Genomic DNA, 25125 nt, shown 5'->3' with positions numbered 1-25125 from the left:
CACGGTACACAGCCTATCTCGAAACGATATTGTCGTCATGGATTAATCGAAAAATGAAATGGTGCCAGGACTCGCTCGCAAAAGAGATGGGTGCTCAAAAAGAAATCAGTCGGGACAGCATTTTCTTTCGCCACGCTCACACGATGTGCGAACGACGCTCCTCTTCTCGCTCAGTCTCCATGAAAGAGCTTCCGGCATTCCAGGAGGAGGTAGACCGGCCGCGTATGCTTCTCTTTCTTATCGGGAACATGGCCGATCGCGGCGCCGGTCACGATCATCCCCGGAGGGCACTGCCAATCATGACTGCCCACCAGCCCCCCTAATCCAAACGCGTCGGGCACTCTAGGGCTGACCAGGATGGAGGCCGGATCTTTTCCCTTCGATCCGTTTTCGTGGATATCGGCCGCCGTTGCATGTTCGAGGCCTACCTGGAGGAGGCTCTCTCGAAGCTGCAACTTGTTGTAGACCTCGTGCAGTCCCATGACGAGCCGATTCATCGGCGCTGAGGTTTCGAACAGGGTGCCGTCTTTTTCGTAGTTGAACAGAAACTTGCTCTTCTCTGAACGAGATCCGACCGTGCCGTCTGCTTGCAATTCCCGGCAGGAAAAGCGGAAGGATTCCCACGTGCGGTTGTTCACTTCCTCGATAAAGAGCCCGTGCAGCACACCATCCGTAAACATCTCCAGACAGGAGACGAACGGGCTTTCCACCACCTTATCCTTGGCATAGTCCAGATCGTTGCAGGCCGTCCACACGGAGCCGACGAGTCCCGGATAGGGCAGATTCTTCGGCACACAGCCGGCGATGACATAGGTCCGGGAATCGTTCCATGTATATTGAGGATTGTGATCATCCAACGGGTTGGAAGCGATGGAATACCCGCTTCCTGGTCGAACGGCGCCCGTTCCCGCCCAAGAGGAAGAGACCGGCAGCAGCAGCGCGGCAGTCACTGTAATCAGGAGTCCTGCGATCAGTGCGGCGGTTGGTCGGGTCATTGGGCATTCCTCCTTCTTGTAGAGCAAAGAAATGACGAAGAATTGCTGCCGGAGATCGGGGGCGCCTGTGACTTCCGGCACGATGTTATGCCGCTCAAAACGGCGACTCGTGCTGCAGCACAATGCCTGTCTTGGCGACTGCGTCTGAACATCGACAGCCGGAGATTGTGCCCAAGGTCGTGGGGAAGGTTTCACGGCTCGTCAGGCGCGTTGCTCAAGGGTAGGCCGCAAGGATCTGTTCGGCTGCTGCCAGTCGTTCACGCGCCTCCCTATCCGAAAACTGCTTCCGACAGTTCGTACAAAACCTGAGCCGCCCGGCGATCGACTTGATGTCCCGTTTCTCGTTGAAAAAAAGCGGGCAATCGGCAGGTCCCACCCGGCGTGGATGTGGCGGAATGCCTGCGACGACTGCGGCCGCCAGATGCGCCATCATCCGCTCGACCGTGAATTCCCGCTCGTTGAGTTGTTCGAGCAGCTCAAACGTTGAGGTCACGATCAGCGGGTCCCGCCGCCAATAGTACAGATAGCTGGTCCGCGCATCCTTCATCGGAAAGTTGATCATGCAGATGAGCTGGTTGACGGCGAGTTCTTTCGGTTTCGATTTCAATCGCTCATAGAGCGTTTCTGCGACCACGAAGGCCTGATCCTTCTCCTGCTCCCGCCGCCAGGTCCCGATCGGTGCGGGAAACGAGACGGTTTCGAAGGCGTAGCGCGTTTGGACCTGGGTGAGGCGTTCGCAGATGTCCGGAAGATGCGGAATCATGCGATGGGCATTCCAGATTCCGATTCTGACGCGATCCCCCACGGCGCGTCGCCGGCTGCGTACGGCTGCGCTTCTGGTGCGCTCATAGTCGGCGGCCGTTCTCGGGAGGCAGAGATGTTGGGCAGGATTGCGCGCAAAGACGACCGGTACCGCCCAATCGATGGCTTCTCCGGAGATGGAGTAATTGACCGACACCCGCGCCTCGCGAGCGGCATCGCCGATGCTGTGTCCCATGGCCAGCGCCCAGTAGAAGTGACGGGAGAAGGCCGTGGCGGAGACGTCCAGCACCGGATACTGGTTCGCGACCACCGCCGGGACGCCGCCGGCAATGAGGGCCTGCGCCACGCCGCGACTGAAATCCTGGCGGCCGCCCCGGCCGGTTTCACAGGCGTTCAAGCAGACCAGCCTGATGCCTCGACGGCAGACGATCTGGCGCAGGGTGGAGGAATCCAACCGTTGTTCGCCGCCGTCCTGGTTTTCAAACATGAGATAACCGCAGTCGCTCTGTTCGTCGTATTCGCCGTGGCCGATGAAATGTAGAATGTCGAAGGGGGCGTCAGCGCTTTCCAGGCGGCGGTGGAGCAGTTCCGGGGTGGCGTCAAGCAATAGTTCAACCTCGGCCAGTCCCGCGTCGAGGAGTCGGCGGAATCCGCTTTGAATGACATCGGCCTCTTCCTCCACCGACAGCGTACCGAGACCAAGCGGTTGAGCCACCACGACCAGGATACGCATGCCTTCGCGGGCTGGAATGCGTTCGGCTGGAATGGCGGTCAGCACGTTACGGGTGAAATTGATTTCTTCGAGCGCCAGGAACGTTCTCCGGTCGGGGTCGTAGATGAATTCCCACGACTGGTCGGCAATCCACCCGATGTCGGAGGTGAAGATCAGGTTGAGGCGGCGATTCACTTGCTCCGACCGCGCGGCGTCATAGAGCCGCCGCACCTGGTCGGGAAAGAGAGCTTCGAAGAGGGCGCCGCCCATGCGTTGCAGCGCGGACTCGTTCGGTAGTTGCGGATAGGCGGGGTCGCCGTCGATGTACCCTTGGATGTGCGCCTGTCCGGCCTTGATGAGATCCCACTGAGTTGTGGCCGCAGTGGTGGAGCCGCGACGTTTCGTCGAGGCGGCTGTGGCTTTCCCTCCGGTGCGCAGATACTCCATGACCCGCGCATTGCGGAAGGTGGCGATCAATTGTGCGACGTCCGCACCCTGCGTGGGAGCGATCAAGGCGATATGGAACACATCTTCCGGCTCCGGAGTGGCTGTCGGCATCTCGGTCGGTGCCTGCTGCCGGACGGGAGAGACCGTCGCTCTGGGTACTGTCGGCTCTCCGCGTTTCCCGGAGGCTACGGCGACTGCCGGTGGTTGCATGCGGGCGGCGCCGCGACGCCTACCCGATGGCAGGTCCTGCGCGATATCGATCGGCGTGATGGGCTGTGCCTGTCCGCGTAACGCGCGAACGAGAAAATCCACTGTGCCGGGGTCATCGAAGAAATTCACATGGTTCACGGGATTCAGTTGCGGCAGATTGCCGCCGAGCCCAAAACAGCCGACACGGGTCCCCGGGATAGCGGCGGCTCCCGTTTGCGGATCCACACGCCAGCCGCCTTCGGTCGGGACAACGAGGTCGTTCGCGGTCGGGAAGAAGAGGTCTGCCCCTGCGTCGATGATTCGTTGCAGTAAGGCGCCGTCCGGCTCGAAATTCGCGACAAGGGCCGAGTAGGCCTCACTCGGAGGATCTGGCGCAGCCTGCAAGGCCTGAATGATGTCGCCATTGTTATCCATCGAGGCGAGGCCCGGGAGGCTGCCGACCAGGCGACGGGCAATCCACGACAGGGCTTCGCTCACAAACTCCACACCGGTGGTAAACGGATTATCCGGGAACAACTCCATCACGTTAGATAGCCAGTTCGTGTACTGGGTAACGTGGTCCGGCGAGGCGAGGGGGGTTCCGCCGTTCGGGCTCGCCACCAGCACGGCGCGGCCGACGGCGAATCGATCGGCCAGCGATCCGAAGCGGTCGCGGCGTTCGACGAGATGTCGAAGGACGAGCCCGCCGCGCGAATGGGTGATCACGTCGAAGGTGGTGCGGCGATCGGGCAAGGCTTCGAGCAGCATGCGGACGTTTTCTTCCGGCGTGCGACTGAGGGTGAAGTGATCGAACCCATAGATCCGGTTTTCGTAGACCTCCTTCAGTTCCTCGAACAGGGTCTTGCCGTTGCCGCCAGGTGTCTTGGCCAATCCTTTGAAATCGGCGGTCGTACTGGAGAAGGTGCCGTGCAGGAATAGGAGATTACGACCGGTGGTGCTGAGGGTCCGGAAGTCGGCGGCAGGTAGCGCTGCGTTGCTGCTGAGGCCCTCCGCGGTGACCGTGAGCCATCCTTCTCGTCGGCCTTTCAACTTCCAGGTCGCGGTTTCCCAGAGCAGGGCCAGCTTGGCGAGCGCATAGTCGGCTATTTTCCCGGCGACTTTCAGCACAACTGCTTTGATGGTGGCGCTGATGAACCCTCTGCGTCCACCGGGCTCAGCAACGGGAGCGGCGGGGATGGGAATCGAAAACCGGTAGAGGGTTCGTGCCCCTCTGCGTCGTCCCCGGCGAGCCGGCTCGCTGGGCATGTGAAACCGAACGGCGCCGGAGGCATAACGCGTCATCACCATGTAGATGTCGTCGGGGCCACCTTCTACGTCGAGTGTGAGGGGCGCGGCAGCGGCTTCGCCTCGTCGGACTTTCGGCGTGGCGGTGAGCGTCTGTTCGATCTGCCAGCGTTTGGTCGCGGTGAGATTCTTCAGAAATGGATCGGGTGCTTCCGCGGTTGCCCGCCGACCTCCGCGCACGGCGCCAGTTGCACGAACCTCCCAGCCCTCCGATGTCGCCCAGCTCACCTTTCCGGATTGTGTGTGTCCCATGTGCTGTTCCTACTCCCCCTACGTTCGTGAAGATGTGTATTCTCGTGTCGATTCATGAAGCGAAATGCCATTGACTGATTTCAGATCCTGTAGCACACCGTGCGTTACCGTCGCCGAGTGGTGAAGATCCGACCCTACAGGCGTGACGACGATGTTGTGTCGCGCTTATCCCACAACCGAAAGCATGAGGCAAGCGGGATGTTCAATCGCTGGTGAGCCCTGAACGTATCAGTGGCCAAGGAGCAGGTCGGTTGGGCAATGGCATTGGAGAGAGTGGTTGCAGGGTGCACTCGAAACTACGCACGGTGTCATGAGCCGCGATCAAGGAACCAAACGGGGGGCTGGCAGGGAGCGTGCCGGAGTGGCGAATGAGTCAGTCAAAAGCCGAGAGCCTTTTCCAGGTCGGCCTGTTCTTTCTTAAAGGTTTTCTTGCGCCCTTCCTCAGCCTGTTCGTGTCGCTGCTCCGTGTGTTTTTGGACGGCTTCCGCTTTGGCGTGCTCGCCGGCGATGGCGTAATAGTCTGCGGCAACCTCTCCTTCTCCCTTGGCTTCGTGGCGTTTCGCCAGGGACAGCGCCTTTTCACGGACCTGTTTCACACCCTCATGCCTGTCGGCTTGCTCATAGTAGGAGATGGCGAGCTCGAGAAATTTCCGACCGTCCTCGGCGGCAAGCGTCTCTGCTCGTTTCGCCGCTCGTGCGCGAATCCGATCCTCGCCGGCTTTGGCATAGTACGCCCAGTCTCGTGCGCGCCCCAGCTCCTGAAGAGAATTCCGGCCGATCGAGGCAAACCGTTTCTCCTCTTCCGCCAGCGCCTTGTCGAGGTTCTTGAGGGCATGGGCTCGCATCGCGGATTCCTGGGCCTGGTCGTTTTCGTGCGCAAAGTAGTCGATGGCGTGGCTCACCGTGTTGATGTCGTCCGGGTGTTGTTCAACCAGCTTGCGTTGCATGCGACCCGCCTCGGCGGGGCTGTGCGCGCGAAGGTACCAGTCGAACGCGTCCTTCAGGTTGCCCCGTCGTTCTTCCTCCATCCCGACGGCCTTGGCGGTTCGTAATGTCAGGGCTTCGCGGCGTGGGTAGTCGCTCACGCATTCACTGTCGGCCTTGGCGGCGGCTGCGAAGGCCTCGCGTGGTTTCCTGGCCCGTTCCAATTCTTCCGCTTTCTTCAGTTGCGCGTCCGCCGCGACTTGCAGAGCCTTGTCGGCACAGAGGGAATCCGCCCAGGCCGGCGCGCTCCACAGTCCAAGGCTGCCGGCGAGCACGAGATTGAGGGCATGCAGTCGCGTCACCACGGCCTCCTCAACGACCCATCATGCCTTTGAGCATGTCCATCCCCATGCCCATGCCGCTCATGTCCAACTTCTCGAAGCCTTTGGGGATTTCGAACAACTCGGCCGGTTGTTTCCCGATCTGGATATTGGTCTGCTCCATCTTGAAACGGGACTTCTGCCCCTTCTCAATGGCGATCGCGTCGATTTTGGCAAGAATGCCTTCCTTCGTGGTCCACATGAAGCCACCCATTTTGGTCCCGTCCTTGCCGGTCATGATGATCTTGCTCTTGTGCATCACGACTCCATTCAGCGACTCCTCTCCCAGTGCCGTCTGCTCAACCTGGTAATTGGAGAGGTCGGAGGTCCCACTCGATGCGGGATTTCCGGAGGCCTCCATGTACATCTTCTCTTCCGGCATGAGCGTCCAGTTCAGGTTCTTGTCGTGGCGAATGATGGTGAACATGGACGCACCACCCTGGGTCATCTCCCGGCGCTCCTTCGTGGGGGTAGAGTAGATGCGGGTTCTCATCGCGCCCTCTTCGGATTCAATGATCTGGTCGGCAGAGTATTCGACATTCACACGTTCCGTTGCGAGGGCTGGGCTTAGGGGGAACAGTGTCGCGGCACTCACGACGAGAGTGACCAATAGTCTGGTGAGCATGGAATGCCTCTCCTTGCGGTATGGTTGTGGAACCTGTGATGTCGCCTGTCGCATAGGCGAGCACCATCTTCATGGATGGTGAAGTGAAGAGAAGGGTACGCCAGGTGTGACAGCCTGTCAATTCGTGTTACGGGCGGGGAACGGTTGGGAAGATTCCCGTCGGGCGGTGAATCGTCAGTGAGGTGTCTTCTCCCGCATCAACGGCGCGCTCCGGCCCTTGCGCGTTTGGCCTTCAGGCGGTCGTCGTCGGATAGAGACGGTGAGACAAGCGCGCGTTCCCAGGACCCGTACATCGGATTGGGAAGGAGAAACCACGTAGTGCCCCAGCGTTCGCTGTGCTCGCGGGCCAGACGGACGCGTTGTTCAGGAGTGTCACCTGCGCCAGAGACAAAATCTCCCAGATCATCCCCGATCAGCAGCAGGATGCGAAATCGGTTCGCGAGGTACTGTCTTCGGCTCGACTTGTCCGCCGGCCAGTTGAACGGTGGCTCGCCTTCCGACAGTACCGTGTCGAAGTCATTGGGAAGAGGGACACCGAGTTTCTCGAGGTTGAGTCTGGTTGAGGACTCCTGGCCGGCATGCCGATTGGTGATGAACAGGATCGCGACGCCCTTGCTGTGGGCCTGCGCGATGAAGTCCAGCGCGCCCGGGACGGCTGGCGCATCGGCCTCACGCACCCAGTCGTCCCATGCCGACGGGCTGAACGTGGCGCGCTGTGTCACCAGCCACCCCTCGAAGGCACTGTTGTCCAGCACCGTTTCGTCCAGGTCTAGGATAACGGCCGGCGGCCAGTTCGCGATGTCGCCGGTGTCCTCCGGCATCGCGCTCCAGGTTCGCTCCCGCAACGCGCGATCCAGCGCCTCACCGGCCTGGCGGTAGGTGGTCGAGGAGAGTACGTGATACTCGGCGGATGTCCGCACCCAGAGCAGACTGTCTAGGAGCTCATGGGTATCCCGGTGACTTGCGCATCCCGTGCCGGTCATCAGTACCAGCACAACCCAGCACAGGTGCGTGAACATCCGATCGGTCTGTCGGAAATGCCAAGGAGTTGTAGTCATACGTAGTCGGTTAAGGCCACAGGTCTGTCTGGTTCTCGGCCGCGCATTCTATCTGTTCACTCGGCACGGGTCTATGAGGATGAGCGGTAGTCGAGCCCCGGGCTCTATGGTATAAGAGCCGTCAGGCAAGATACACGTCACGTACACTGTATCCAATTGTCTCGCGTACTGTATCGGATCATGTACAGAGCTCGCGGTTCGAATCTCTATCTGTTGAGGTGATCGTCGGTCAGTCCGAAGGAAGATGTGCGCGCATCCACTTCCGGAACAGGACATGGTCTTGTCGCATCACAGGGGATGCAGATTCGAAACGATGATGAGTACGTGATGGTATGAATGGTGCATTTGCCCGGAAAGGTGCGTTGATCTCGCCGACAGTGTCTTAACTGATCAGACACAAGTTCCCAGTGTGGAGAGGTGAGCCGGATGAAGGAAGTCATCAGAATCCTCTTGATATCACCGGACGAACCGGGTCTTTCCGTTGTGCCTCACGCTCAGATCCTTGATCAGTTAGAGCGCGGGCTACCGGGTGAACAGTTTGTCCTCGATCGAACGACACAGGCCCCCTTCGTTTCGCCACAGCCCCCGCACCTTGTGTTGCTCCAGCAGACGTTCCCGCTTGGATCGCTTGAATCATGCCTCACCGATGTGAGCCGGCGTTGGCCGACTGTGCCTATCCTGGGGATACTTGGTGAACAACCTGGGCACGACAATGGAGTGCTGGAAAAAATTCTGCCGATTCTGCGCGACTTTGTCGTGAGTCCGTTACGTCATCGCGAGTTGGCGCTGCGCGTGCGTCGCATTTTGGCACAGGAGTCTCAGGTGACGAGACGTGAGCCGGACCTCACGCGGCCGGTGCGGGTGGATTCACTGCTGGGCGAGAGCGCGATCTTTCAGGCTCAGGTGGAGAAGGTGCCTCTCTTTGCCGGAGTGGATGCGACTGTGTTGCTGCAGGGCGAAACGGGAACGGGCAAGGAGGTGTTTGCCCGCGCGATTCATTATTCGAGCCCGCGCAAGGATCGTGCGTTCATTCCGATCAATTGCGCAGCCCTGCCGGATCAGTTGTTCGAGAATGAATTGTTCGGTCATGCCAAAGGTGCGTACACGAGTGCGGCGCATGAGCAAGGCGGATTGGTGCTTGAGGCTGAAGGCGGGACATTGTTTCTCGATGAGGTCGATGCACTGAATCCCTCTGCGCAGGCGAAATTGCTCCGGTTCGTGCAGTATCGCGAGTATCGACCGTTAGGCTGTTCGCGCACCAGGTTGGCGAATGTGCGGATCATTGCGGCATCCAATCATGACCTCCGGCAGGCGGTGATCGAGCGGCGATTTCGCGAGGATCTGTTCCACCGGCTCAACGTCCTCTCGCTGCTGGTGCCGCCGTTGCGCGAACGTCCCGAAGATATTCCGCTGCTGGCCAATCGGTTTCTGCAGCGCCTTCGACGCCCCGACGGACAGGGACCCCGCGAACTGTCCGACCAGGCGATGGAAAAACTGTTGGCGTACAGCTGGCCGGGAAATGTGCGGGAATTGGAAAGCACCCTCCAGCGAGCCGTCGTCTTGTGTGGGGCTGCGGTCATCCAGGCTCAGGATATTGAATGTTCCGTGGAGAGTTCCAAGAGTCAACCGCTCAACGGATCGCTCCGCGCCGTGAAGACCTCCGCGACCATGGATGTCGAACGAGCGTATCTGGTGAAAACCCTGGTGACCTTCCGCGGAAATGTCACACACGCGGCCAAGGCAGCGGGGAAGGAGCGGCGGAGTTTTCAGCGGTTGCTCCGGAAGTATGGGATCGATCGGGAATCCTTTCAGCGCGATGAGGCGGGGCCACCGGGAGACTATCCGACGCCTCTTCACCCACTCGATGGGCACGCCTAACCGCCTCAGTGCCGCGGTCGTTGTGCCGCACCTTCCATCGTCATGATAATGCGCAGAGTCTGAGCCGAGTCCGCGCCGATGCGCTGCGGCAGAAACGCCGCGCCAGTGCCTGCCCCTGTCATAGCCCCTCAGTAAAACCAACGGAACGGGTATCTCCCTAATGGCATTCCTCTTGCTTTGCCTCACGGCAACATTGTGATGCAGAGCCTCTCCGGGGGGCGGGCTGGATGGAATCGCAGGATGCGGGGGTCAGGCACAGTATTCTCGACTATCTGGTCCGCCATCCGGGGGCGAAAGACACCCGGGAGGGCGTGATCAATTGGTGGATTGCGAAACCGTGTCCGGACGAGCGCATCGCGGATCAGGCCTTGGAGGCGCTGGTGGCGCAAGGATGGATTGTGAAACGGGATACTGCGAGTCAGGCGATCTACAGTCTCAATCATGCGCGTGTCCAGGAGATCCAGGCATTTTTAGCGAACGATCGACAGGGAACGTGAATTACTTCAGCCGAGGAGGATGAGTATGCCAGTGCAACCAACCTATCCGGGTGTGTACATCGAGGAATTGCCGAGCGGGGTGCGCACCATCACCGGAGTCGCCACGTCGATCACGGCGTTTGTAGGAAAGGCCGTCCGCGGTCCGGTCGATCGTCCCGTGACGATCACGAGCTTCGCGGACTTTGAGCGGATCTTCGGCGGGCTGCATCGCGATATGACGCTGAGCTACGCCGTCCGGGATTTTTTTCTCAACGGCGGCAGTCAGGCCGTGATCGTGCGGCTCTACAAAGCCACCGTGGGAAGCGCCAGCAAAGCGACGTACGAAGTTCCCAACCTGACCTTGCAGGCCGCGTCGGAAGGCGCCTGGGGCATGCAGGTGAGAGCTCGCGTGGACAAGAAGGCGGTGACGGACCCGAACCTGATTGCGGTGGCGACGCGGCTTGGCGTACAACCGGCCGACCTCTTCGACCTGACGGTGCGTGACGGGAGCACAGGCGTCACGGAAACGTTCCTGAACCTCACCACGAAGGAGAGTGCGCGGCGTGCCGATCGCGTGTTGGCCGCCGAGTCGACCCTCGTGCGTATGACGTCGAGCCTTCCTTCCAATACATCTCCCACTGCGCATGCAGGCACTCTGGCGGATGCCGATGTCTGGACGGCCGGTACGAAGTCCACGCCCGCAAAAAATGCGGCTCCCGCCGACGTGGCGGTCGACAGTGCGGTGCTCGATGCCACGGCCTACAACGGCAGCCTCGCGTCCAAGACGGGGCTCTACCAATTGGAGAAGGTCGACCTTTTCAACCTCCTCTGTATCCTGTCCGATGCCCGAGGCGGTGATGTTCCCGACGCCGTGTATCAGGAGGCGCTGAGCTACTGCGTGAAACGGCGCGCCATGTTGCTGGTCGATCCCAAGGTCGGGTGGTCGGTGAGCACGGCCGCAGCCGGGGTTGCGAGCATGAACTTGAATGGAGACATGGCGCGGAACGCGGCGGTCTATTTCCCTCGCATCAAACAGGCGGACCCCCAGTTGGGCGGTCAGGTGGAAACCTTCGTGCCGTGCGGCGTCATTGCCGGCATCATGGCACGCACCGACACCCAGCGCGGGGTCTGGAAAGCCCCCGCCGGGTTGGAGGCCGCCTTGAACGGTGTGGCCGGACTGCAACTCGACATGACGGATGCCGAAAACGGGCTGCTCAATCCTTTGGGGATCAACTGTCTGCGCACGTTTCCGGTGCACGGGCGGGTTGTATGGGGCTCGCGGACCATGCGAGGCGCCGATGCGGCGGCTGACGAATACAAATACGTACCCGTCCGACGCCTGGCGCTCTTTCTCGAAGAAAGTCTCTATCGCGGCACGCAGTGGGTGGTATTCGAGCCGAACGACGAGCCCCTGTGGGCGCAGATCAGGCTGAACCTCGGCGCCTTCATGCACAATCTGTTTCGGCAGGGTGCGTTTCAGGGGACGACCCCGAAGGATGCCTACTTCGTGAAGTGTGACAAAGAGACCACGACGCAGAACGACATCAACCTCGGCATCGTCAATATCGTCGTCGGGTTCGCCCCGCTCAAGCCTGCGGAGTTCGTCATTATCAAGCTCCAGCAGATGGCCGGCCAGATTGCGACCTAGCGGCTGGTGAAACAGCCGCGCGTCGGGGCCAGATGAATGTATGAAATGTATGAGTGGATAGGGAAACGATTGTATCACCACTCGCCGGATGCTCAAAAAGGCCGTCCGCCGCGGCCGCAGCGAGCGCAGGGGCGAGGCGTACTATCCCCGTGCGTCGAGCCTCTGTGCGATGCGGAAACAGAGGTGGCAATTTTTTTTCAGTATCCTGCTAACAGGAGGAACACATGGCTCAGTTCACCGTGAACACGCATCGATTCGATCCCTATAAGAATTTCAAGTTTCGGGTCAAATGGGACGGGCGCTATGTGGCCGGCGTCAGCAAGGTCGGGTCTCTGAAGCGTTCGACCGAAGTCGTCGAGCATCGCGAGGGCGGCGACCCCAGCACCAGCCGTAAGTCTCCCGGCCGCACCAAGTTCGAAGCCATTACGCTCGAACGGGGCGTCACGCACGACACGGCCTTCGAGCAGTGGGCGAACAAGGTCTGGAATTTCGGCTCCGGCTTGGGGGCGGAAGTGTCGCTGAAGGATTTCCGGAAGGACATCATCATCGAGTTGTACAACGAGGCCGGACAACTGGCGATCGCCTACAAGGTGTTTCGCTGTTGGGTGTCTGAATACCAGGCTCAGCCGGACCTGGATGCCAATGCCAATGCGGTGGCGATCCAGACGCTCAAGCTCGAAAACGAGGGCTGGGAGAGGGATTACGAGGTAACGGAACCGTCTGAGCCGACCTTTACGGAGCCGTGAGCATGACCCAGGATTCAGACCAGGGCCTGTCCGCCGCCGCGCTGTTGGAGGTGTGGGAGCAGGGAGTGGGCCGGCATCCCATCGACCAAGCCTTGCTGTTGTTGCGGTACGCGTACCCTGAGGAGTCGTTTGAGGCGCTCTGCGAATGGACGGTTGGGCGGCGCGATGCGCATGTGCTGGATCTTCGTCGGCACACCATCGGTGATCGCATAGAGGCCTATGCGGAATGTCCGACCTGTCGCAACGGGCTCGAATTCGAACTGTCCTGTGCCGCGCTCCTGGCATCGGCGGTCACCTCGGACGCCGCTTGGACGAGGGTGGAACAAGACGGCCGCTTGTGGGAGTTGCGGGGGCCGAACAGCCGGGACCTGGCACTCGCGATCACGGCGGCGGATCCGGACCAGGCCCGGCGCATCATTCTGTCCCGTTGCGTCCGCGGGGTGGCCGGGGACGACGAGAGGTCGGCGTGGACTGAGGTGAACGAAGTGGCCCTGGCCGGACGATTGGGTGAACTGGATCCCCTGGCCGAAGTGCTCATCGATCTGCGATGCGAGGCCTGCGGAGCCCAGTGGCAGGCGCTGTTCGATACCATCACGTTCTTCTGGAATGAACTCCAGGCGAGGAGCCGACGACTCTTGCAGGAAGTTGATCTGTTGGCACGGACCTACGGTTGGACGGAAGGAGAGGTCCTCCGCATGAGTGAACAGCGTCGAGGGCTCTATGTGGAGATGGCCTTGGCATGAGCGATTTTGTCACCAGATTGGTGGAGCGGCAGGCCGGGACCGTGGCCATGGTTCAGCCGCGCACCCCATCGATGTTCGCACCGGCGGGGAGTCGGACGGGGCTGTCCGAGTTCCCGGTGGTCGATTCGTTGTTGCCGCCAGCTGACGCAAACCAAGCGCCACCGACATCCATCCGCCAGGGCGATCACGAAGGCGGGCTGCTGACGCAGACTGATCAACGGGAGAGGCGACCGCCGGCTCCCGCTTCACGGCCGACCCCGCATGCTGTGCAGGGGCCGCGCCAAGCCGAATCGTCGCTTGCGCCGTTGGTGAGGAACGCCTCGGCAGTCGTTCCTCAGCCGACCCATGAGACGCTCGCATCGCCGCATGTGAGTTCGGTGACGATTCGCAACACTGCACCGAGTCGTCAGAGGGGGACGACCCAACCGAACATCGCAGGCCGCCTCGGCTCCGCGCCTCTGCCTCCTACGGCCCGCATCGAACCGCCGCCGCGCCTGGTGGAGACTCGTCAGGCTATGCCTCGTTCCTCCGCTGCGGCCCCGCCTTCGTTGGCGTCTGGGTCGGGCACGGGTCGGAGGACGCAACAGATCAACGTGGCTCCAACCGAACCTCCTGTGGAAGTCACCATCGGGCGGATTGAAGTGACGGCGGTGTCCACTGCGCCAGACACGAAACGGAAACCGGCGACTCGCCGGCCGGCGATGTCCTTGGAAGACTATTTGACGCGTCGTCAGGGAGGAAGATCGTGAGCACGGCATTGGCCATTGCCGGCGTGACGGCCGTGCTGCGAGATCTACTGAACGATGGGTTGATCAATCACAACGTCAGCGGGCTGCTTGGCAGTACCGTGACTGTGAGTGCATTGCCTCCGGATCGTGTGGTGCCGGTCAACGGAACAGAAAGCACCCAGCTGAATCTCTTCCTCCATCAAGTGACGTTCAATACCGGCTGGCGCAACCATGCATTGCCCTCTCGCGATGGGTCGGGCATGCAGCGCCTCAGCAATCCGCCGCTGGCCCTGGATCTGCATTACCTGCTGAGTGCCTACAGCGCGGAAGAATTGGGCAGCGAAATTCTACTCGGGTACGCCATGCAGTTACTCCATGAGGTGCCGGTGCTGGATCGCCGCGCCATCACGACGGCATTGACCCCGTCGCCGTCGGTCGATACCACCTTGCCGCCGGCGCTTCGAGCCTTGGCTGAGTGCGGGCTGGCGGATCAGGTCGAACAGATCAAACTGGTGCCGGATCCCCTCAGCAGCGAGGAAATGTCGAAACTCTGGACCGCGGTGCAGTCCCATTACCGGCCTTCCGCGGCGTACGTGGCGACAGTCGTGCTGATCGAGTCCTCCAAACCGACGCGATCGACGCTGCCGGTCCTGAGTCGAGGCCCTGTCGACCCGGTCACGAAGCGGGACCGGGGTGTGGTGGTGCAGGCCGATCTGCTCCCGCCCTTTCCCACCATTCAGACTGCGGCTGCAACCAACGGACAGCCGGCTGCCACGGTCGGCGCGATCGTCGAACTCACGGGCCATCATCTCGATGGCACCAATCGCGCAGTCCTGCTCTCGAACAGTCGATTTGACATCGAACAGGCGTTGCCGGTCGCAGGGGGAGGGGAGGGTCTGGCCTCCTTCACGGTGCCGGCCGTGCCGGCCGGCTTGTATCAACTGGCGATGCGGGTCATTCGTCCCGGCGAATCCGATCCACGCATCAGTAACGCCGTGGCGCTCGTGATCGGGCCGGAGATCACGAGCGCGATGCCGGTTGCAGTCGTCCGGGACGGGAGCGGAGTGGCCACCCTCGTACTTTCGGTGCAGCCGCAGATCCAGCCGGGGCAGACGGTGTCGTTGCTGCTGGGCACCCGCGAGATCCCGGTCGCTCCGATCACCGTCGCGACCGGAACGGTGACCGTCGCTGTCGCCGATGCCCCGACGGGAGAGTTTCTGCTCCGGATACGAGTGGATGGTATCGACAGTCCGATTATCGACCGGTCGGCCGTTCCGCCGGCCTTTTACAACTATCGGGTGACGATCACATGACGACCGCCGAGACCTCCGCCGCATGGTGCGATGCGAACCAAGCCTATCTGGCGGCCGAGTTTTCCCGTCTGAAACTTCGGCTGGGCGCCGAACATGATGAACGCCTGGTTGCGGCACGGGTGGAGGCGGCCCATGCGGCGCTTCCTGCACCGGCCGCCATCGACACCCTGTCCGAGCTGTTCGGTCTGAGCGCCTTCGAACGCGACCTCCTGCTCCTGGTGGCCGGAGTGGAAATGGATGCCGAACTCGGGCGTGTGTGCGCGGCGGCCTTGGGGCAATCACAAGCGCCGCGGCCACACGCGACGTTCGGTTTGGCCTTGGCGGCGCTGGACCATTCGCACTGGAGCGCGTTGGCAGCGATGGGGCCGTTGCGTCGGTGGCGTTTGCTGGAAGTCGACGACAGTGCCGGACTGGTGAACGGACGGCTGCGCATCGACGAACGGGTGTTGCACTATCTGGCCGGCGTCAACTATCTCGACCCGCGCCTTCACCCGCTGCTGAGTCCGTTGCCCGCTCCGGAGATCATGGCTGAAAAACATCGGCACGTGTGCCAGTCGGTGCTGGAGCGATTGCGGGAGCGCTCTTCGTCCTACCCCGTCGTGCTGTTGTCGGGCGACGATGTCGATGGACAGGCCGATGTGGCGGCGGCGGTCGCCGCCCACCTTCAAGTGAAGTTGTATTGCGCGCAGGCCGACGACCTGCCGGCTCATTCAACGGAGGCCGATGCCTTTGCGATTCTGTGGCAACGCGAGGCGGCCCTGCTGGGCGCGATTCTCCTGATCCATTGCCATGACGGAGCGCCGTCGAAGGCCGTGGTGCATCTCGCCGAGCGAGGCAGCAGCCCATTGTTCATCGCCGGTCGCGACGTGCCTTCATACAAACGGGCGACCATCCGGTATGCCGTCAACAAGCCGGACGGTACCGAGCAGAGGCAATTGTGGGAGCAGGTGCTCGGCCCGGCCACGGCCCGCATGAATGGAACCCTTGACGGCGTGGCCTCCCAGTTTTCCTTAAGTGCCAAAGCAATCATGACGGCCGGTGCCGGGTTGCGTGACGTGGCAGAGTCAGGGAGTGAGGCGGACAGCGCGTTGTGGAATGCGTGCCGAAGTGTGAGCCGTTCCCGGTTGGACGATCTGGCGCAGCGTTTGGACCCGGTGGCAGGGTGGAACGATCTGGTGTTGCCGGAGGCGCAGCAGCGAACCTTACGGCAGATTGCGGCCCACGCGAAGCACCGGCTGATGGTCTATCAACAGTGGGGCTTTGCGGGAAAAGGAGTGCGCGGTCTGGGAATCAGCGCGCTGTTCGCGGGCGAAAGCGGCACGGGCAAGACCATGGCGGCGGAAGTGCTGGCGAACGAACTGCATCTCGATCTGTATCGTATCGATCTCTCCGGGGTCGTCAGCAAATACATCGGCGAGACGGAGCGTAACCTGCGACGCGTGTTCGACGCGGCGGAGACCAGCGGGGCCATGTTGCTGTTCGATGAAGCCGACGCATTGTTCGGGAAACGCAGCGAAGTGCGCGACAGCCATGATCGCTACGCGAATATCGAGGTGAGTTATCTGTTGCAACGGATGGAGGCCTATCGCGGGCTGGCGATTCTGACGACCAACATGAAGGCGGCGCTGGATGTCGCATTTTCGCGCCGCCTCAGTTTCGTGGTGCAGTTTCCCTTTCCCGACCAGCAGCAGCGGGAATTGATCTGGCGCCGCATCTTTCCCGCTGCCACACCGGTCGAGCAGCTCGACTACGCCAAACTCGCCAGGCTCAGCATGTCCGGCGGCAATATCCGCAGCATCGCCCTCAATGCCGCGTTCCTGGCTGCGGATGAAGGAGCGGTGGTGGGCATGAAGCATCTCCTGCAGGCCGCGCATACCGAAGCGGCGAAACGCGAACGCCCGTTGTCCGATGCGGAAACCAGGGGGTGGGTATGAAGCGGGTCGTCGTGAACATCCAGAGCCTCGTGCTGAAGGGCTTCCGCTTCGAGGACCGGCATGCCGTCGCGCAAGGACTACAAGAGCAACTGTCGCTGCTGCTCGCGGAGCCGGGCATGGCGGAGCGGCTCGCGAGCCTGGGTGAGGTGCCGCGTCTTCGGACGAAGGCGATTTCGTTGACCGGCGAAACGGATCCACGCCAGGTTGGTCAAGACACGGCAAATGGGATCGGAAAGGGATTAGGACGGTGAGTACGACTGCCGCCGTGCAAACCGCCGCGAAGACGCCCACGAACCCGCCGTCCGGTCTATTCATTCAGCGGCAATGCGCGTGCGGTGGTTCGGCGGAGCTGAGCGGGGAGTGCGAATCCTGTAAGAGCCGCAAGTTCTTGGGAAGACCGATCCAGCACCAGCTTGCCATCGGAAATCCTGGCGATGCGTACGAAGTAGAAGCCGATCGCGTGGCCGAGCAGGTACTGGATATGGGGCATCCAGCCTCGGTGACAACAGCGCGGGACAGCACACCGGCCTCGCTCGTTCGACTCCGCGTGAACGGCCTCGGGGGAGCAGCGGCGCGTGTGGTCCCGCCCATTGTGGAAGACGTGCTGGCTTCTCAGGGCCACCCACTTGACCGGGCAACCAGAGCATTTTTCGAGCCACGTTTCGGACATGACTTCGGACAGATTCGAGTGCACCGCGACGACCGAGCAGCCAGATCCGCCGCGTCGGTGAACGCTCTGGCGTATACGAGTGGGCAGGATATCGTGTTCGCGCAGGGTCGGTATGCACCACATGACAGCGCCGGGCGGCAGCTTCTCGCACACGAGCTGGCCCATGTGATCCAGCAGGGAGGGTCGCGGACCGCTTTCGGGATCCAGCGTCAATGCGTCACGGGCAGAACCTGCACCGAGCCGATCTCCGGCGATCCGGGTCCGTTTAATGCTTCGGAATATGCGGCTGAAGCGTCGGGGCGCACGGCCCGTTCTGAGGAGGCGAGGCGGGACCCCGCTGCGGTTGTGGCCTCCGGGCATGGAAGCCGCGCACAACACGTCGAGGCGTTTGCCGCTGCGGAGGGCATAGACCTCTCTGCCTTCTATGGCGTGCTGGTCGATCGCGACCTTGGGGCCTCCACCGGGGCCGCCGCAGGACCCTGTGCGAGCCTCACCGGTGTCGTACCCCCCTTCGCCGGCCCTCGTGATGCCATGTGCATGTTTGTTCCTGCGGAGACAGACCGACTGATCGATGAGGCGACGGACCTCCCGCCGCCGCGCATGGTCGGAGGATATCCACGGGAGTACTGGGTGCAGTGGTTGCGTGAATTACTCGTCCACGAAGCGCAGCATATTCGGTATGACAGCACGGCCCATCCGGACATCGGCGGCTCCTGCACACGCTCGACGACACTGTACCGGGCTTCCGACGGGACCGAATACCCACTCGACTTTTACCTGAGCGAACTCAGTGCGATCCTGGCTGAGTTCGAGCCGGTCTTCACGTCAGTTCGGCGCCGCACCCGTGTCGGCGACTATGGCGCCTTGCTCGACAACTTGCAGTCCGCCTATCGCGATGCGCTGTTCAGTCCCTACGAGAGCATCAACGGCATTCTCACCGCATTGCGATGTCACTGCGACTGTGCGGATGCCGACGCGTTCATTCGCGACACGTTTGAGTTCACTAGCGCCGGTTGGTCCGACACGACCCGGGGCATCTTTCTGGATTTTATCCGGTCGCGCATGCCGATTCTCCAATGGCCCGACTCGGGATCTTAAGGTAGACAAGGATGATGGCGCGAGCCAACAGGGGCCGAGCGACGAAACCCGCTGCAGGACGGCCAGCCGTATCGTTCGGCGCGTCGAGGAAAAGAACCGTCGCCGATACAAATGGCCATGCGGCTCCGATCCTGCACGAGACGGTTCAGTTCCAGGGACAGTCGCCGGACTCCTCCGCGAGGATCTGCCACGAAACGCGCTTTGCGCACGACTTCGGGTCTGTCTCTGTACATCAAATTCAAGGAGGGACGCAGGGGCTGCTCCAACGTGCATGTGGAACCGATTCGGAACAGCCGCACGTCGAAGCTGTCGCTCTCACCTCTGAACTCGGGAGCACGCATGAGGTGGTCATCGCGGGGAGGCCGTACGACCTCATGGTGAATCCCGATATTGCGCGCATCAAGACACAGAGCAATTCGTTCTACATCGAAATCCGCGACCACTATGATCGGTATCCTCAATTGAATAGCGGCACGCACGCGTTCGTTGTGGAACCTCACTCTCTCGTTCTGTGTCGAGCACTGGGGAATTGCCTCGGCTGGGCGCTCGGAACGTTTGCCTTCCGTGATCCGGTTTCTGCCGTGTGGGACCGGCGCGAGGCATTCCTGGTCTCGTTGGGTGTCGCCATCCCAGAAGGTGAACATCCTGATACGGTCTACAGCCGACAGGCCGCTCAGGGTAGTTTTCCACCTTCGGCCCTCTGGGACTTTTTCATGAACGCGCAATTCGAGGCCACGCCCACCGCTTCGGAATCGAATGCTCATCTCGCGTTGTATGGAAGTGGTTTTCAGAATACCTCGGAGGGGCCCAGCCACATCGCTTTCAAACTGCCCGGCGCATCATTCTGGCTGTCCAAGCCGAGTGATGTGTCGAAGCCTGTTCTCCATGCGCGAGCGGATCAGATGGCGGGCGGGCAGATGGGGAACACCATCCGGTTCTATCAGAGGGCCGGAGGACCGTTGTCTCATATCGTTGTCAGGCCGAAGGTGGGCGGGCAACTATGAAAGCGTCGAAAGGACAGGTAATGCCCCTTCCTGGTGCTGCTGCCCCATCCCTGCACGGCACGGAGCAGCGGGCCGGTGTGTGCCGGGCATCGGCGGGCTTTCGGGGAACGTGCGCCGCCTCCCCGCACACAGGACTGGTCGGCAGGGAGATGCAGCGAAAGTTGGTCGTCAATGAGCCCGGTGATGCGTACGAGCAGGAGGCGGATCGGGTGGCGGAGCAGGTGATGGGGCTGCCGGAACCATCGCGAGACGGGGCTTGGAAACCGGCCGGTCCCCGGCCGGCTGTGCAACGCCGGCTTGGTGGCTCCGTGGGCTCGGCAACCATGACGGCGCCGCCTACGGTGGAGGATGTCCTCTCGGCGCCGGGACGGCCCCTCGATAGTGCCACCCGCGTCTTTTTCGAGGATCGTTTCGGTTACGATTTTAGCCGTGTCCGCGTCCATGCCGACGGCAGGGCCGCCGGATCTGCGCGGACGGTGGATGCGCTGGCATACACAGTCGGCCGCAACATTGTCTTCGGGGCAGGACAATATTCGCCGGGAACCCCGGATGGACGTCGCTTGATGGCTCATGAGCTTGCTCATGTCGTGCAACAAGACCCCGAGAACCGGTTGGTCGGCGACAGACCTCCGACCGGTCGGCTCGCGAGACAGGCAACCGATCCCGAAGGGCCCGAACACGCCGGCCCGGGATGGGCTGCCGTGAACAAGCTCGGCATCGTCTACAAGGAAAGCGGCGTGAATCTTCGAGAGCAGGCGAGTACGGCGGGATCGCCCCTTGCCCGGTTGCCGCAAAGCACGAAGGTACACATCCTCAGTCACAATCCGGAGAGTCATTGGTTGGCCGTGAGCGTCGTCGGCGATGCCGTTGACAAGAGTTGCGGCCGGGCCGGTCACGTCGGCACGTTCGGATACGCCTCCGATGATTACGTCTGGTGGAAGACGCCGCTTCCCGACACCGAGGCGCTCCTTTACCCGGTTCAAGGAAAAGACTCCTTGAGCAAAGTAGTGCAGAGCCATTGTCAGTACAAGACCTATCCGATCACGGTCGGGGATGATGCGCGGTCGCTGGCCATGGCGGTGTACGTCGCGAGCCAGAGCAACCCTGAGACAAAAAAAGGCGTCAGGATCAACGAACAAAAATTCAAGAAGGCGCAGGAGGACTTCGATCTCGTCGAACGGATTGATCCCTATCGAGGGGGCACACAAGACCTGTTCGATTCGGTCGAGTTGGTCGCGGGAGAGCGGATCTGGCTGCCGGGTATCAGCTATGTGGAACAGTTGAAGCAAGCCGACATCCTGCCGTCCCGTCCCGATTGGATGAACAGCGCGGTTGAAACGGGGAAAGGGATCGCCGGCTTTTCGGTGGGGGTGGTGGAAGGTTTCGTGCAATCGGTCCTCGACGTGTTTATCGGGATCTACGACATGGTGTCGGGCATCTTCAACGGTATGTTGAGTCTGGTGAATGGCGAGATGCTGAAGGCCGCCTCCGACATGATTGCCGTGATCAAGGAGATGTCCGCAGACGAGGTCAAAGAGCTGGCCGGAGAGTTGTTGACGGCGATCGGCGGCCTCCTGGCGAAATCCATCGAGGATTTTCTGTATTGCTGGGTGAAGGATCCCAATCCCTACCGCAAATGGCATTTTCGCGGCACCGTCATCGGCTACATCCTGGCCGAAGTGGCAATGGCCATCTTTACGGCCGCAATCGCCAACGTCGTCAAGTGGGTGGGGAAACTAGGTAAGGTCGGGGGCAAACTGGCAAAGATCGTTGAAGGGCTCCTCGTCAAACTGGAAAAACTCGTTCCCGATCGCAAGACATCCAAGGGGAAGCTCGACAAGCCTGATGCGGCAGACGGGCGGGAAAAATCCGCGCAACTGCCGTTCGCGCTCGGCGCGGCCCGCGCCATCGTCGAAGTTCACGATACGAAGGACAGTGCGGTTCCCACCGTCCTCGCGTCGCTGGCTCCGCTCAAGAAAAAATATCGCTGGATTAACAAGTTCAGCGCCAAGCGGAAGGCGAAGTCCGGTCATTACGAAATCGTCATGCATGCCAGTAGCCACACGGTGGACGATGACTATACGACCGAGATCGAGGTGACCGACCGGGATCTTCAAGATCAGATCACGACGCAAAAAATTCCACTGTTCTCCGCGAAGGAGTGGGGCACCTATTCCTATAGCGGGAGACAGCTCGGCATTGTGGATACTTTGGAAGGCGGACCACAGGCTTGGTACATCAGAACCGGCAAGGGCGGAGCGGCGGGGCCGGGAGGACCGGGGAAGGGCGATCCCTCGCGCTTTGAAGGCATTGCGGTGTTGGAGGAAATCAACCGCCACAACCAACGAGTCATCCCTGGCCGACCCACGACCGAGTGGATGATCAAGCCTTCCGGCGGACGATTGGGCGCGCCGGGGAGTCCGGCGGGACAGGCCAATAGCAACCTCTCTGCCTGGTTGAAGGGTGAGTCGTTGCCGAAGGCAGGGCCGGATACGACGGACGTGAAGCTGTTGAACGACTGGCTCCGTAAACACGGCGTCAAGCTGGGAGGAAGTCACCAGGTCGGCGGAGGAGTGGTGTTGTTATATCCCACGAAGCTGACCTCCATGCCGAACACCCAGGACTATGAGATCCTCAGCGGGATCGTTCAGCTACGCCGGTATTTCAGAATCAAGGAGATTCCGTAAGGATCATGAAGGTGCAGGTCGTTTCCCAGGGCATCGGCGGTGAAGTTCAGGGTGCAAGCCTTCCGGGCTTGCTGCAGCGAGCCTGCGCCTGCGGTGGATCCAGCGGGTTGTCGGGCAGCTGCGAGGAATGCGAGAAGAAGAAAATGACCGGTATGTCGGTGCAGGCGAAGCTGCGAGTCAACGAGCCCGGCGATGAGTACGAGCAGGAAGCGGACCAGGTGGCCGCGCAGGTGATGCGGATGCCGGATGGCAGAGGACGCTCCCAGTTACTTCAGCCGGTGCCGCTGGTTCAGCGGTTTGTCCGAGACGGCGTCCATTCGATCGGCGAAGAGGGTGCGCTACAACGCGCAGAAGCCGGTGCGGAATCGGCACCGGTCGGTGAACAACCGGCTTCCGACGGAACGGCACCCAAAGACGGCTCTGCCGATGGAGGCGGCAGCCGTTGCCCGAGTTGGCGCAACGACCCGGAGAGTATCAGCAAACGGGCCGCCGAAAATTATGTCCAACACGACATCACGCCGACGTCGCAGGCGAGGGTGGAAGACATTGAATGCGAACCGCCCGTTGCCAACGGCAACTATGGCTGCTTCGTACATTTCAGCGATGGGCTGGTGGTCAGAGTGATCGTGCGGGCGACCGACATCGTGGTCGGTATGGGCCCAGGGCGCATTTCCACCGAAACGCCGCCGGCGGCGACTCCCTTGTGTTTTTACGATTATCACTGTCCGGACGGCTTCCTGGTGCTCACCAAGCGTGAATGCAAGAGTGCCAAGGCACCATCGCCCAAAGGGTCGGCGGCTTCGACGGCGGTCGCGCAGCGTCAAGTCGCCCCGCAGACGACGCAGTCAGCCGATTCCCTCTCGTCGGTTCAGCATGTCCTGGCCTCGCCGGGTCGTCCCCTGGATACGTCGACGCGCGAATTTTTCGCGAGCCGCTTTGGCCACGATTTTGGCGACGTGCGGATACATGACGATGCGACAGCGGCGGCGTCGGCTCGCGGAGTGCACGCCCTGGCCTACACGGTCGGCAAGGATGTGGTCTTCGGCGCAGGACAGTATTCACCGGGTACGGAAGCAGGGCGGCATCTCCTTGCCCATGAGCTCACCCATGTGATTCAGCAAGGCGGGCGACCGGCGGCTACGATTCAACGGCATAAGGACGATCTCGTCGGCTACACGGGCGGACAAACCGGCCGGGTGATCGTGCTCAATGCAGGGAACCCGACCTATGTGGCCCCTGCTGTGTCGGGTCATCCTGGGCACGGAGAAAATGAACCTTCAGTGGGTCCGATTCCGACCGGGATCTATGCCATGAAGCCGCAAGTGACCAGGGCCGCGGTCTCCACCATTCAAGGCGGCGTATGCGGGGCCAATGCGATCGCGAGCGGCTATCAGGAGATTACCAGCAGCGACCCGAGCCCTTGTGAAGGCGCCCACTACTGCAATGTGCCTTGCCCGACCCCAGCCAATCCCGCGCAGCAATGTTATACGCCGCAGGACTGCTGGGGACCGAAGCGGATCAAGATTCAGGGTTCGAAAACGGTCACGACGCCGGAGGGTGTGCGGAAGCGGAGAGACGGGTTTTACCTGCACGGCGGCAATCCGCACGATGCCGTCAGTAGCGGATGTGTGAAGACGCTCGATAACGGGGTCTTTGCCGAGATCCGCAAACTGACGGGCGTGAAGGGCACTGTCCCGTTCTGCGTGGGGACCGCCTGTCCCGCTGATCTCGCGGGGAAGGGCACCATGTTCCAGGTGTCGCAGGCGGTGATTCGTGCGGTGGCCATGGGGAACGGAATCATTCTGCCGTAAGTGGTTGGATCGAGAAAGACGGCGGTCGAAGTATTCGCTCGAACCGATGAGCTGAGAGGTGTGTAGACCATGACATCCTTTTCCGGTTCTCCGAAACTCCTGAAGGGTGGGATCGTGCTGATCGATCCCGCCACGGCCCAGGTGCAGCGGATTATTGCGCTCCAGTACAACCCGGAATCCCTCAGCCGCAGCCTTCAAATACAAGGGGTGAGCGAGGGAGGCGATCGGTCCGAGGCGCTCCGGTTGAAAGGACCGGCGGTGGAGACCATTAAGCTGGAGGCGGAAATCGACGCGACCGACGACATGGAGGCCGGCGATCGCACGGTCGGCGAATCGGGAATTTACCCACAGCTGGCGGCGCTCGAAACCCTGCTGTATCCCAGCACGGGACAATTAACGACGAACCATACGTTGTCTAGTTTGGGAACGCTCGAGATTCTTCCTATGGAGACCGCGTTGCCGCTGTTTGTCTTCGGCCAACATCGAGTCATCCCGGTGCGGCTGACCGAGTTCAGCGTGACCGAAGAGGCCTTCGATCCGAACCTCAATCCGATCCGCGCGAAGGTCAGTCTGGGCATGAGAGTGCTGTCGATCGACGATGTGGGGTTCACCCACAAGGCGGGCAGTTTGTTCATGAGTTATCTGCAGCAAAAGGAAGGGCTGCGTGCAAAGGCCCAGGGCGGAACGCTGGGGACGCTTGGGCTCACGGGCATTTCTTGAGCAGGCAACACCAGAGAAGG

19 protein-coding genes are annotated in these 25125 nt (G+C 61.3%); 14 read left to right on the top strand and 5 right to left on the bottom strand.

Annotated features, from left to right (window positions below; genetic code table 11):
* Positions 1-170: 170 nt before the first annotated feature.
* From KJA79_RS20350 to KJA79_RS20330, 5 genes are all read right to left on the bottom strand, one after another.
* The gene (locus tag KJA79_RS20350) at positions 171-995 is read right to left on the bottom strand and encodes a hypothetical protein (RefSeq protein ID WP_213043931.1); all 825 of its coding nucleotides are present in this window, start codon (positions 993-995) and stop codon (positions 171-173) included.
* Positions 996-1209: 214 nt separating this feature from the next.
* Positions 1210-4662, bottom strand: coding sequence for a CHAT domain-containing protein (locus KJA79_RS20345; RefSeq protein WP_213043930.1), 3453 nt, complete (start codon positions 4660-4662; stop codon positions 1210-1212).
* 377 nt (positions 4663-5039) lie between these two features.
* Positions 5040-5948 (bottom strand): hypothetical protein, encoded by a 909-nt coding sequence (locus tag KJA79_RS20340; RefSeq protein ID WP_213043929.1) that lies wholly within the window; start codon positions 5946-5948, stop codon positions 5040-5042.
* Positions 5949-5958: 10 nt separating this feature from the next.
* The gene (locus tag KJA79_RS20335; RefSeq protein WP_213043928.1) at positions 5959-6591 is read right to left on the bottom strand and encodes a DUF4412 domain-containing protein; all 633 of its coding nucleotides are present in this window, start codon (positions 6589-6591) and stop codon (positions 5959-5961) included.
* 197 nt (positions 6592-6788) lie between these two features.
* Positions 6789-7649, bottom strand: a complete 861-nt coding sequence (locus KJA79_RS20330) for a 5'-nucleotidase, lipoprotein e(P4) family (RefSeq protein WP_213043927.1) — start codon at positions 7647-7649, stop codon at positions 6789-6791.
* A 426-nt stretch (positions 7650-8075) separates the two neighbouring features.
* On the opposite strand from KJA79_RS20330, the gene KJA79_RS20325 reads away from it, so the two are divergent.
* From KJA79_RS20325 to KJA79_RS20260, 14 genes are all read left to right on the top strand, one after another.
* Positions 8076-9527, top strand: a complete 1452-nt coding sequence (locus KJA79_RS20325; protein ID WP_213043926.1) for a sigma-54 interaction domain-containing protein — start codon at positions 8076-8078, stop codon at positions 9525-9527.
* A 227-nt stretch (positions 9528-9754) separates the two neighbouring features.
* Positions 9755-10024 (top strand): hypothetical protein, encoded by a 270-nt coding sequence (locus KJA79_RS20320; protein WP_213043925.1) that lies wholly within the window; start codon positions 9755-9757, stop codon positions 10022-10024.
* Between the two features lie 25 nt (positions 10025-10049).
* Complete coding sequence (locus KJA79_RS20315; RefSeq protein ID WP_213043924.1) at positions 10050-11651, top strand: phage tail sheath family protein; 1602 nt, start codon at positions 10050-10052, stop codon at positions 11649-11651.
* A gap of 224 nt (positions 11652-11875) precedes the next feature.
* Positions 11876-12397, top strand: coding sequence for a phage tail protein (locus KJA79_RS20310; RefSeq protein ID WP_213043923.1), 522 nt, complete (start codon positions 11876-11878; stop codon positions 12395-12397).
* A 2-nt stretch (positions 12398-12399) separates the two neighbouring features.
* Positions 12400-13140, top strand: coding sequence for a hypothetical protein (locus tag KJA79_RS20305; protein ID WP_213043922.1), 741 nt, complete (start codon positions 12400-12402; stop codon positions 13138-13140).
* On the top strand, positions 13137-13889 hold the full coding sequence (locus tag KJA79_RS20300) for a hypothetical protein (RefSeq protein WP_213043921.1): 753 nt from the start codon (positions 13137-13139) through the stop codon (positions 13887-13889). The genes KJA79_RS20305 and KJA79_RS20300 overlap by 4 nt, the downstream gene beginning before the upstream one ends.
* Positions 13886-15181, top strand: a complete 1296-nt coding sequence (locus tag KJA79_RS20295; protein ID WP_213043920.1) for a Pvc16 family protein — start codon at positions 13886-13888, stop codon at positions 15179-15181. The genes KJA79_RS20300 and KJA79_RS20295 overlap by 4 nt, the downstream gene beginning before the upstream one ends.
* Positions 15178-17115 (top strand): ATP-binding protein, encoded by a 1938-nt coding sequence (locus KJA79_RS20290; protein ID WP_213043919.1) that lies wholly within the window; start codon positions 15178-15180, stop codon positions 17113-17115. The genes KJA79_RS20295 and KJA79_RS20290 overlap by 4 nt, the downstream gene beginning before the upstream one ends.
* The gene (locus tag KJA79_RS20285) at positions 17112-17366 is read left to right on the top strand and encodes a hypothetical protein (protein ID WP_213043918.1); all 255 of its coding nucleotides are present in this window, start codon (positions 17112-17114) and stop codon (positions 17364-17366) included. Before KJA79_RS20290 ends, KJA79_RS20285 begins: the two co-directional genes overlap by 4 nt.
* On the top strand, positions 17363-18883 hold the full coding sequence (locus KJA79_RS20280) for an eCIS core domain-containing protein (RefSeq protein WP_213043917.1): 1521 nt from the start codon (positions 17363-17365) through the stop codon (positions 18881-18883). The genes KJA79_RS20285 and KJA79_RS20280 overlap by 4 nt, the downstream gene beginning before the upstream one ends.
* A gap of 374 nt (positions 18884-19257) precedes the next feature.
* Positions 19258-19887, top strand: a complete 630-nt coding sequence (locus KJA79_RS20275) for a hypothetical protein (protein ID WP_213043916.1) — start codon at positions 19258-19260, stop codon at positions 19885-19887.
* Positions 19884-22574, top strand: a complete 2691-nt coding sequence (locus KJA79_RS20270; protein WP_213043915.1) for an eCIS core domain-containing protein — start codon at positions 19884-19886, stop codon at positions 22572-22574. The genes KJA79_RS20275 and KJA79_RS20270 overlap by 4 nt, the downstream gene beginning before the upstream one ends.
* A 5-nt stretch (positions 22575-22579) precedes the next feature.
* Positions 22580-24385: an eCIS core domain-containing protein gene (locus tag KJA79_RS20265; RefSeq protein WP_213043914.1), complete on the top strand. Its 1806-nt coding sequence runs from the start codon at positions 22580-22582 to the stop codon at positions 24383-24385.
* 69 nt (positions 24386-24454) lie between these two features.
* Positions 24455-25105: a hypothetical protein gene (locus tag KJA79_RS20260; RefSeq protein WP_213043913.1), complete on the top strand. Its 651-nt coding sequence runs from the start codon at positions 24455-24457 to the stop codon at positions 25103-25105.
* Positions 25106-25125 lie beyond the last annotated feature (20 nt).

Source organism: Nitrospira defluvii, assembly GCF_905220995.1.
Taxonomy (GTDB): domain Bacteria; phylum Nitrospirota; class Nitrospiria; order Nitrospirales; family Nitrospiraceae; genus Nitrospira_A; species Nitrospira_A defluvii_C.
Note: the sequence above shows the minus strand (reverse complement) of the source record. Positions and strands in the feature narration are given on the sequence as shown.

What these genes read in the sequence shown, in the direction of transcription:
- KJA79_RS20305 (WP_213043922.1), top strand. Translation starts at nt 12,400, where the DNA reads ATGACCCAGGATTCAGACCAGGGCCTGTCCGCCGCCGCGCTGTTGGAG.
- KJA79_RS20260 (WP_213043913.1), top strand. Translation starts at nt 24,455, where the DNA reads ATGACATCCTTTTCCGGTTCTCCGAAACTCCTGAAGGGTGGGATCGTG.
- KJA79_RS20265 (WP_213043914.1), top strand. Translation starts at nt 22,580, where the DNA reads ATGAAGGTGCAGGTCGTTTCCCAGGGCATCGGCGGTGAAGTTCAGGGT.
- KJA79_RS20275 (WP_213043916.1), top strand. Translation starts at nt 19,258, where the DNA reads ATGGTGAATCCCGATATTGCGCGCATCAAGACACAGAGCAATTCGTTC.
- KJA79_RS20310 (WP_213043923.1), top strand. Translation starts at nt 11,876, where the DNA reads ATGGCTCAGTTCACCGTGAACACGCATCGATTCGATCCCTATAAGAAT.
- KJA79_RS20345 (WP_213043930.1), bottom strand. Translation starts at nt 4,662, where the DNA reads ATGGGACACACACAATCCGGAAAGGTGAGCTGGGCGACATCGGAGGGC.
- KJA79_RS20350 (WP_213043931.1), bottom strand. Translation starts at nt 995, where the DNA reads ATGACCCGACCAACCGCCGCACTGATCGCAGGACTCCTGATTACAGTG.
- KJA79_RS20300 (WP_213043921.1), top strand. Translation starts at nt 13,137, where the DNA reads ATGAGCGATTTTGTCACCAGATTGGTGGAGCGGCAGGCCGGGACCGTG.
- KJA79_RS20325 (WP_213043926.1), top strand. Translation starts at nt 8,076, where the DNA reads ATGAAGGAAGTCATCAGAATCCTCTTGATATCACCGGACGAACCGGGT.
- KJA79_RS20320 (WP_213043925.1), top strand. Translation starts at nt 9,755, where the DNA reads ATGGAATCGCAGGATGCGGGGGTCAGGCACAGTATTCTCGACTATCTG.
- KJA79_RS20285 (WP_213043918.1), top strand. Translation starts at nt 17,112, where the DNA reads ATGAAGCGGGTCGTCGTGAACATCCAGAGCCTCGTGCTGAAGGGCTTC.
- KJA79_RS20270 (WP_213043915.1), top strand. Translation starts at nt 19,884, where the DNA reads ATGAAAGCGTCGAAAGGACAGGTAATGCCCCTTCCTGGTGCTGCTGCC.
- KJA79_RS20290 (WP_213043919.1), top strand. Translation starts at nt 15,178, where the DNA reads ATGACGACCGCCGAGACCTCCGCCGCATGGTGCGATGCGAACCAAGCC.
- KJA79_RS20315 (WP_213043924.1), top strand. Translation starts at nt 10,050, where the DNA reads ATGCCAGTGCAACCAACCTATCCGGGTGTGTACATCGAGGAATTGCCG.
- KJA79_RS20335 (WP_213043928.1), bottom strand. Translation starts at nt 6,591, where the DNA reads ATGCTCACCAGACTATTGGTCACTCTCGTCGTGAGTGCCGCGACACTG.
- KJA79_RS20330 (WP_213043927.1), bottom strand. Translation starts at nt 7,649, where the DNA reads ATGACTACAACTCCTTGGCATTTCCGACAGACCGATCGGATGTTCACG.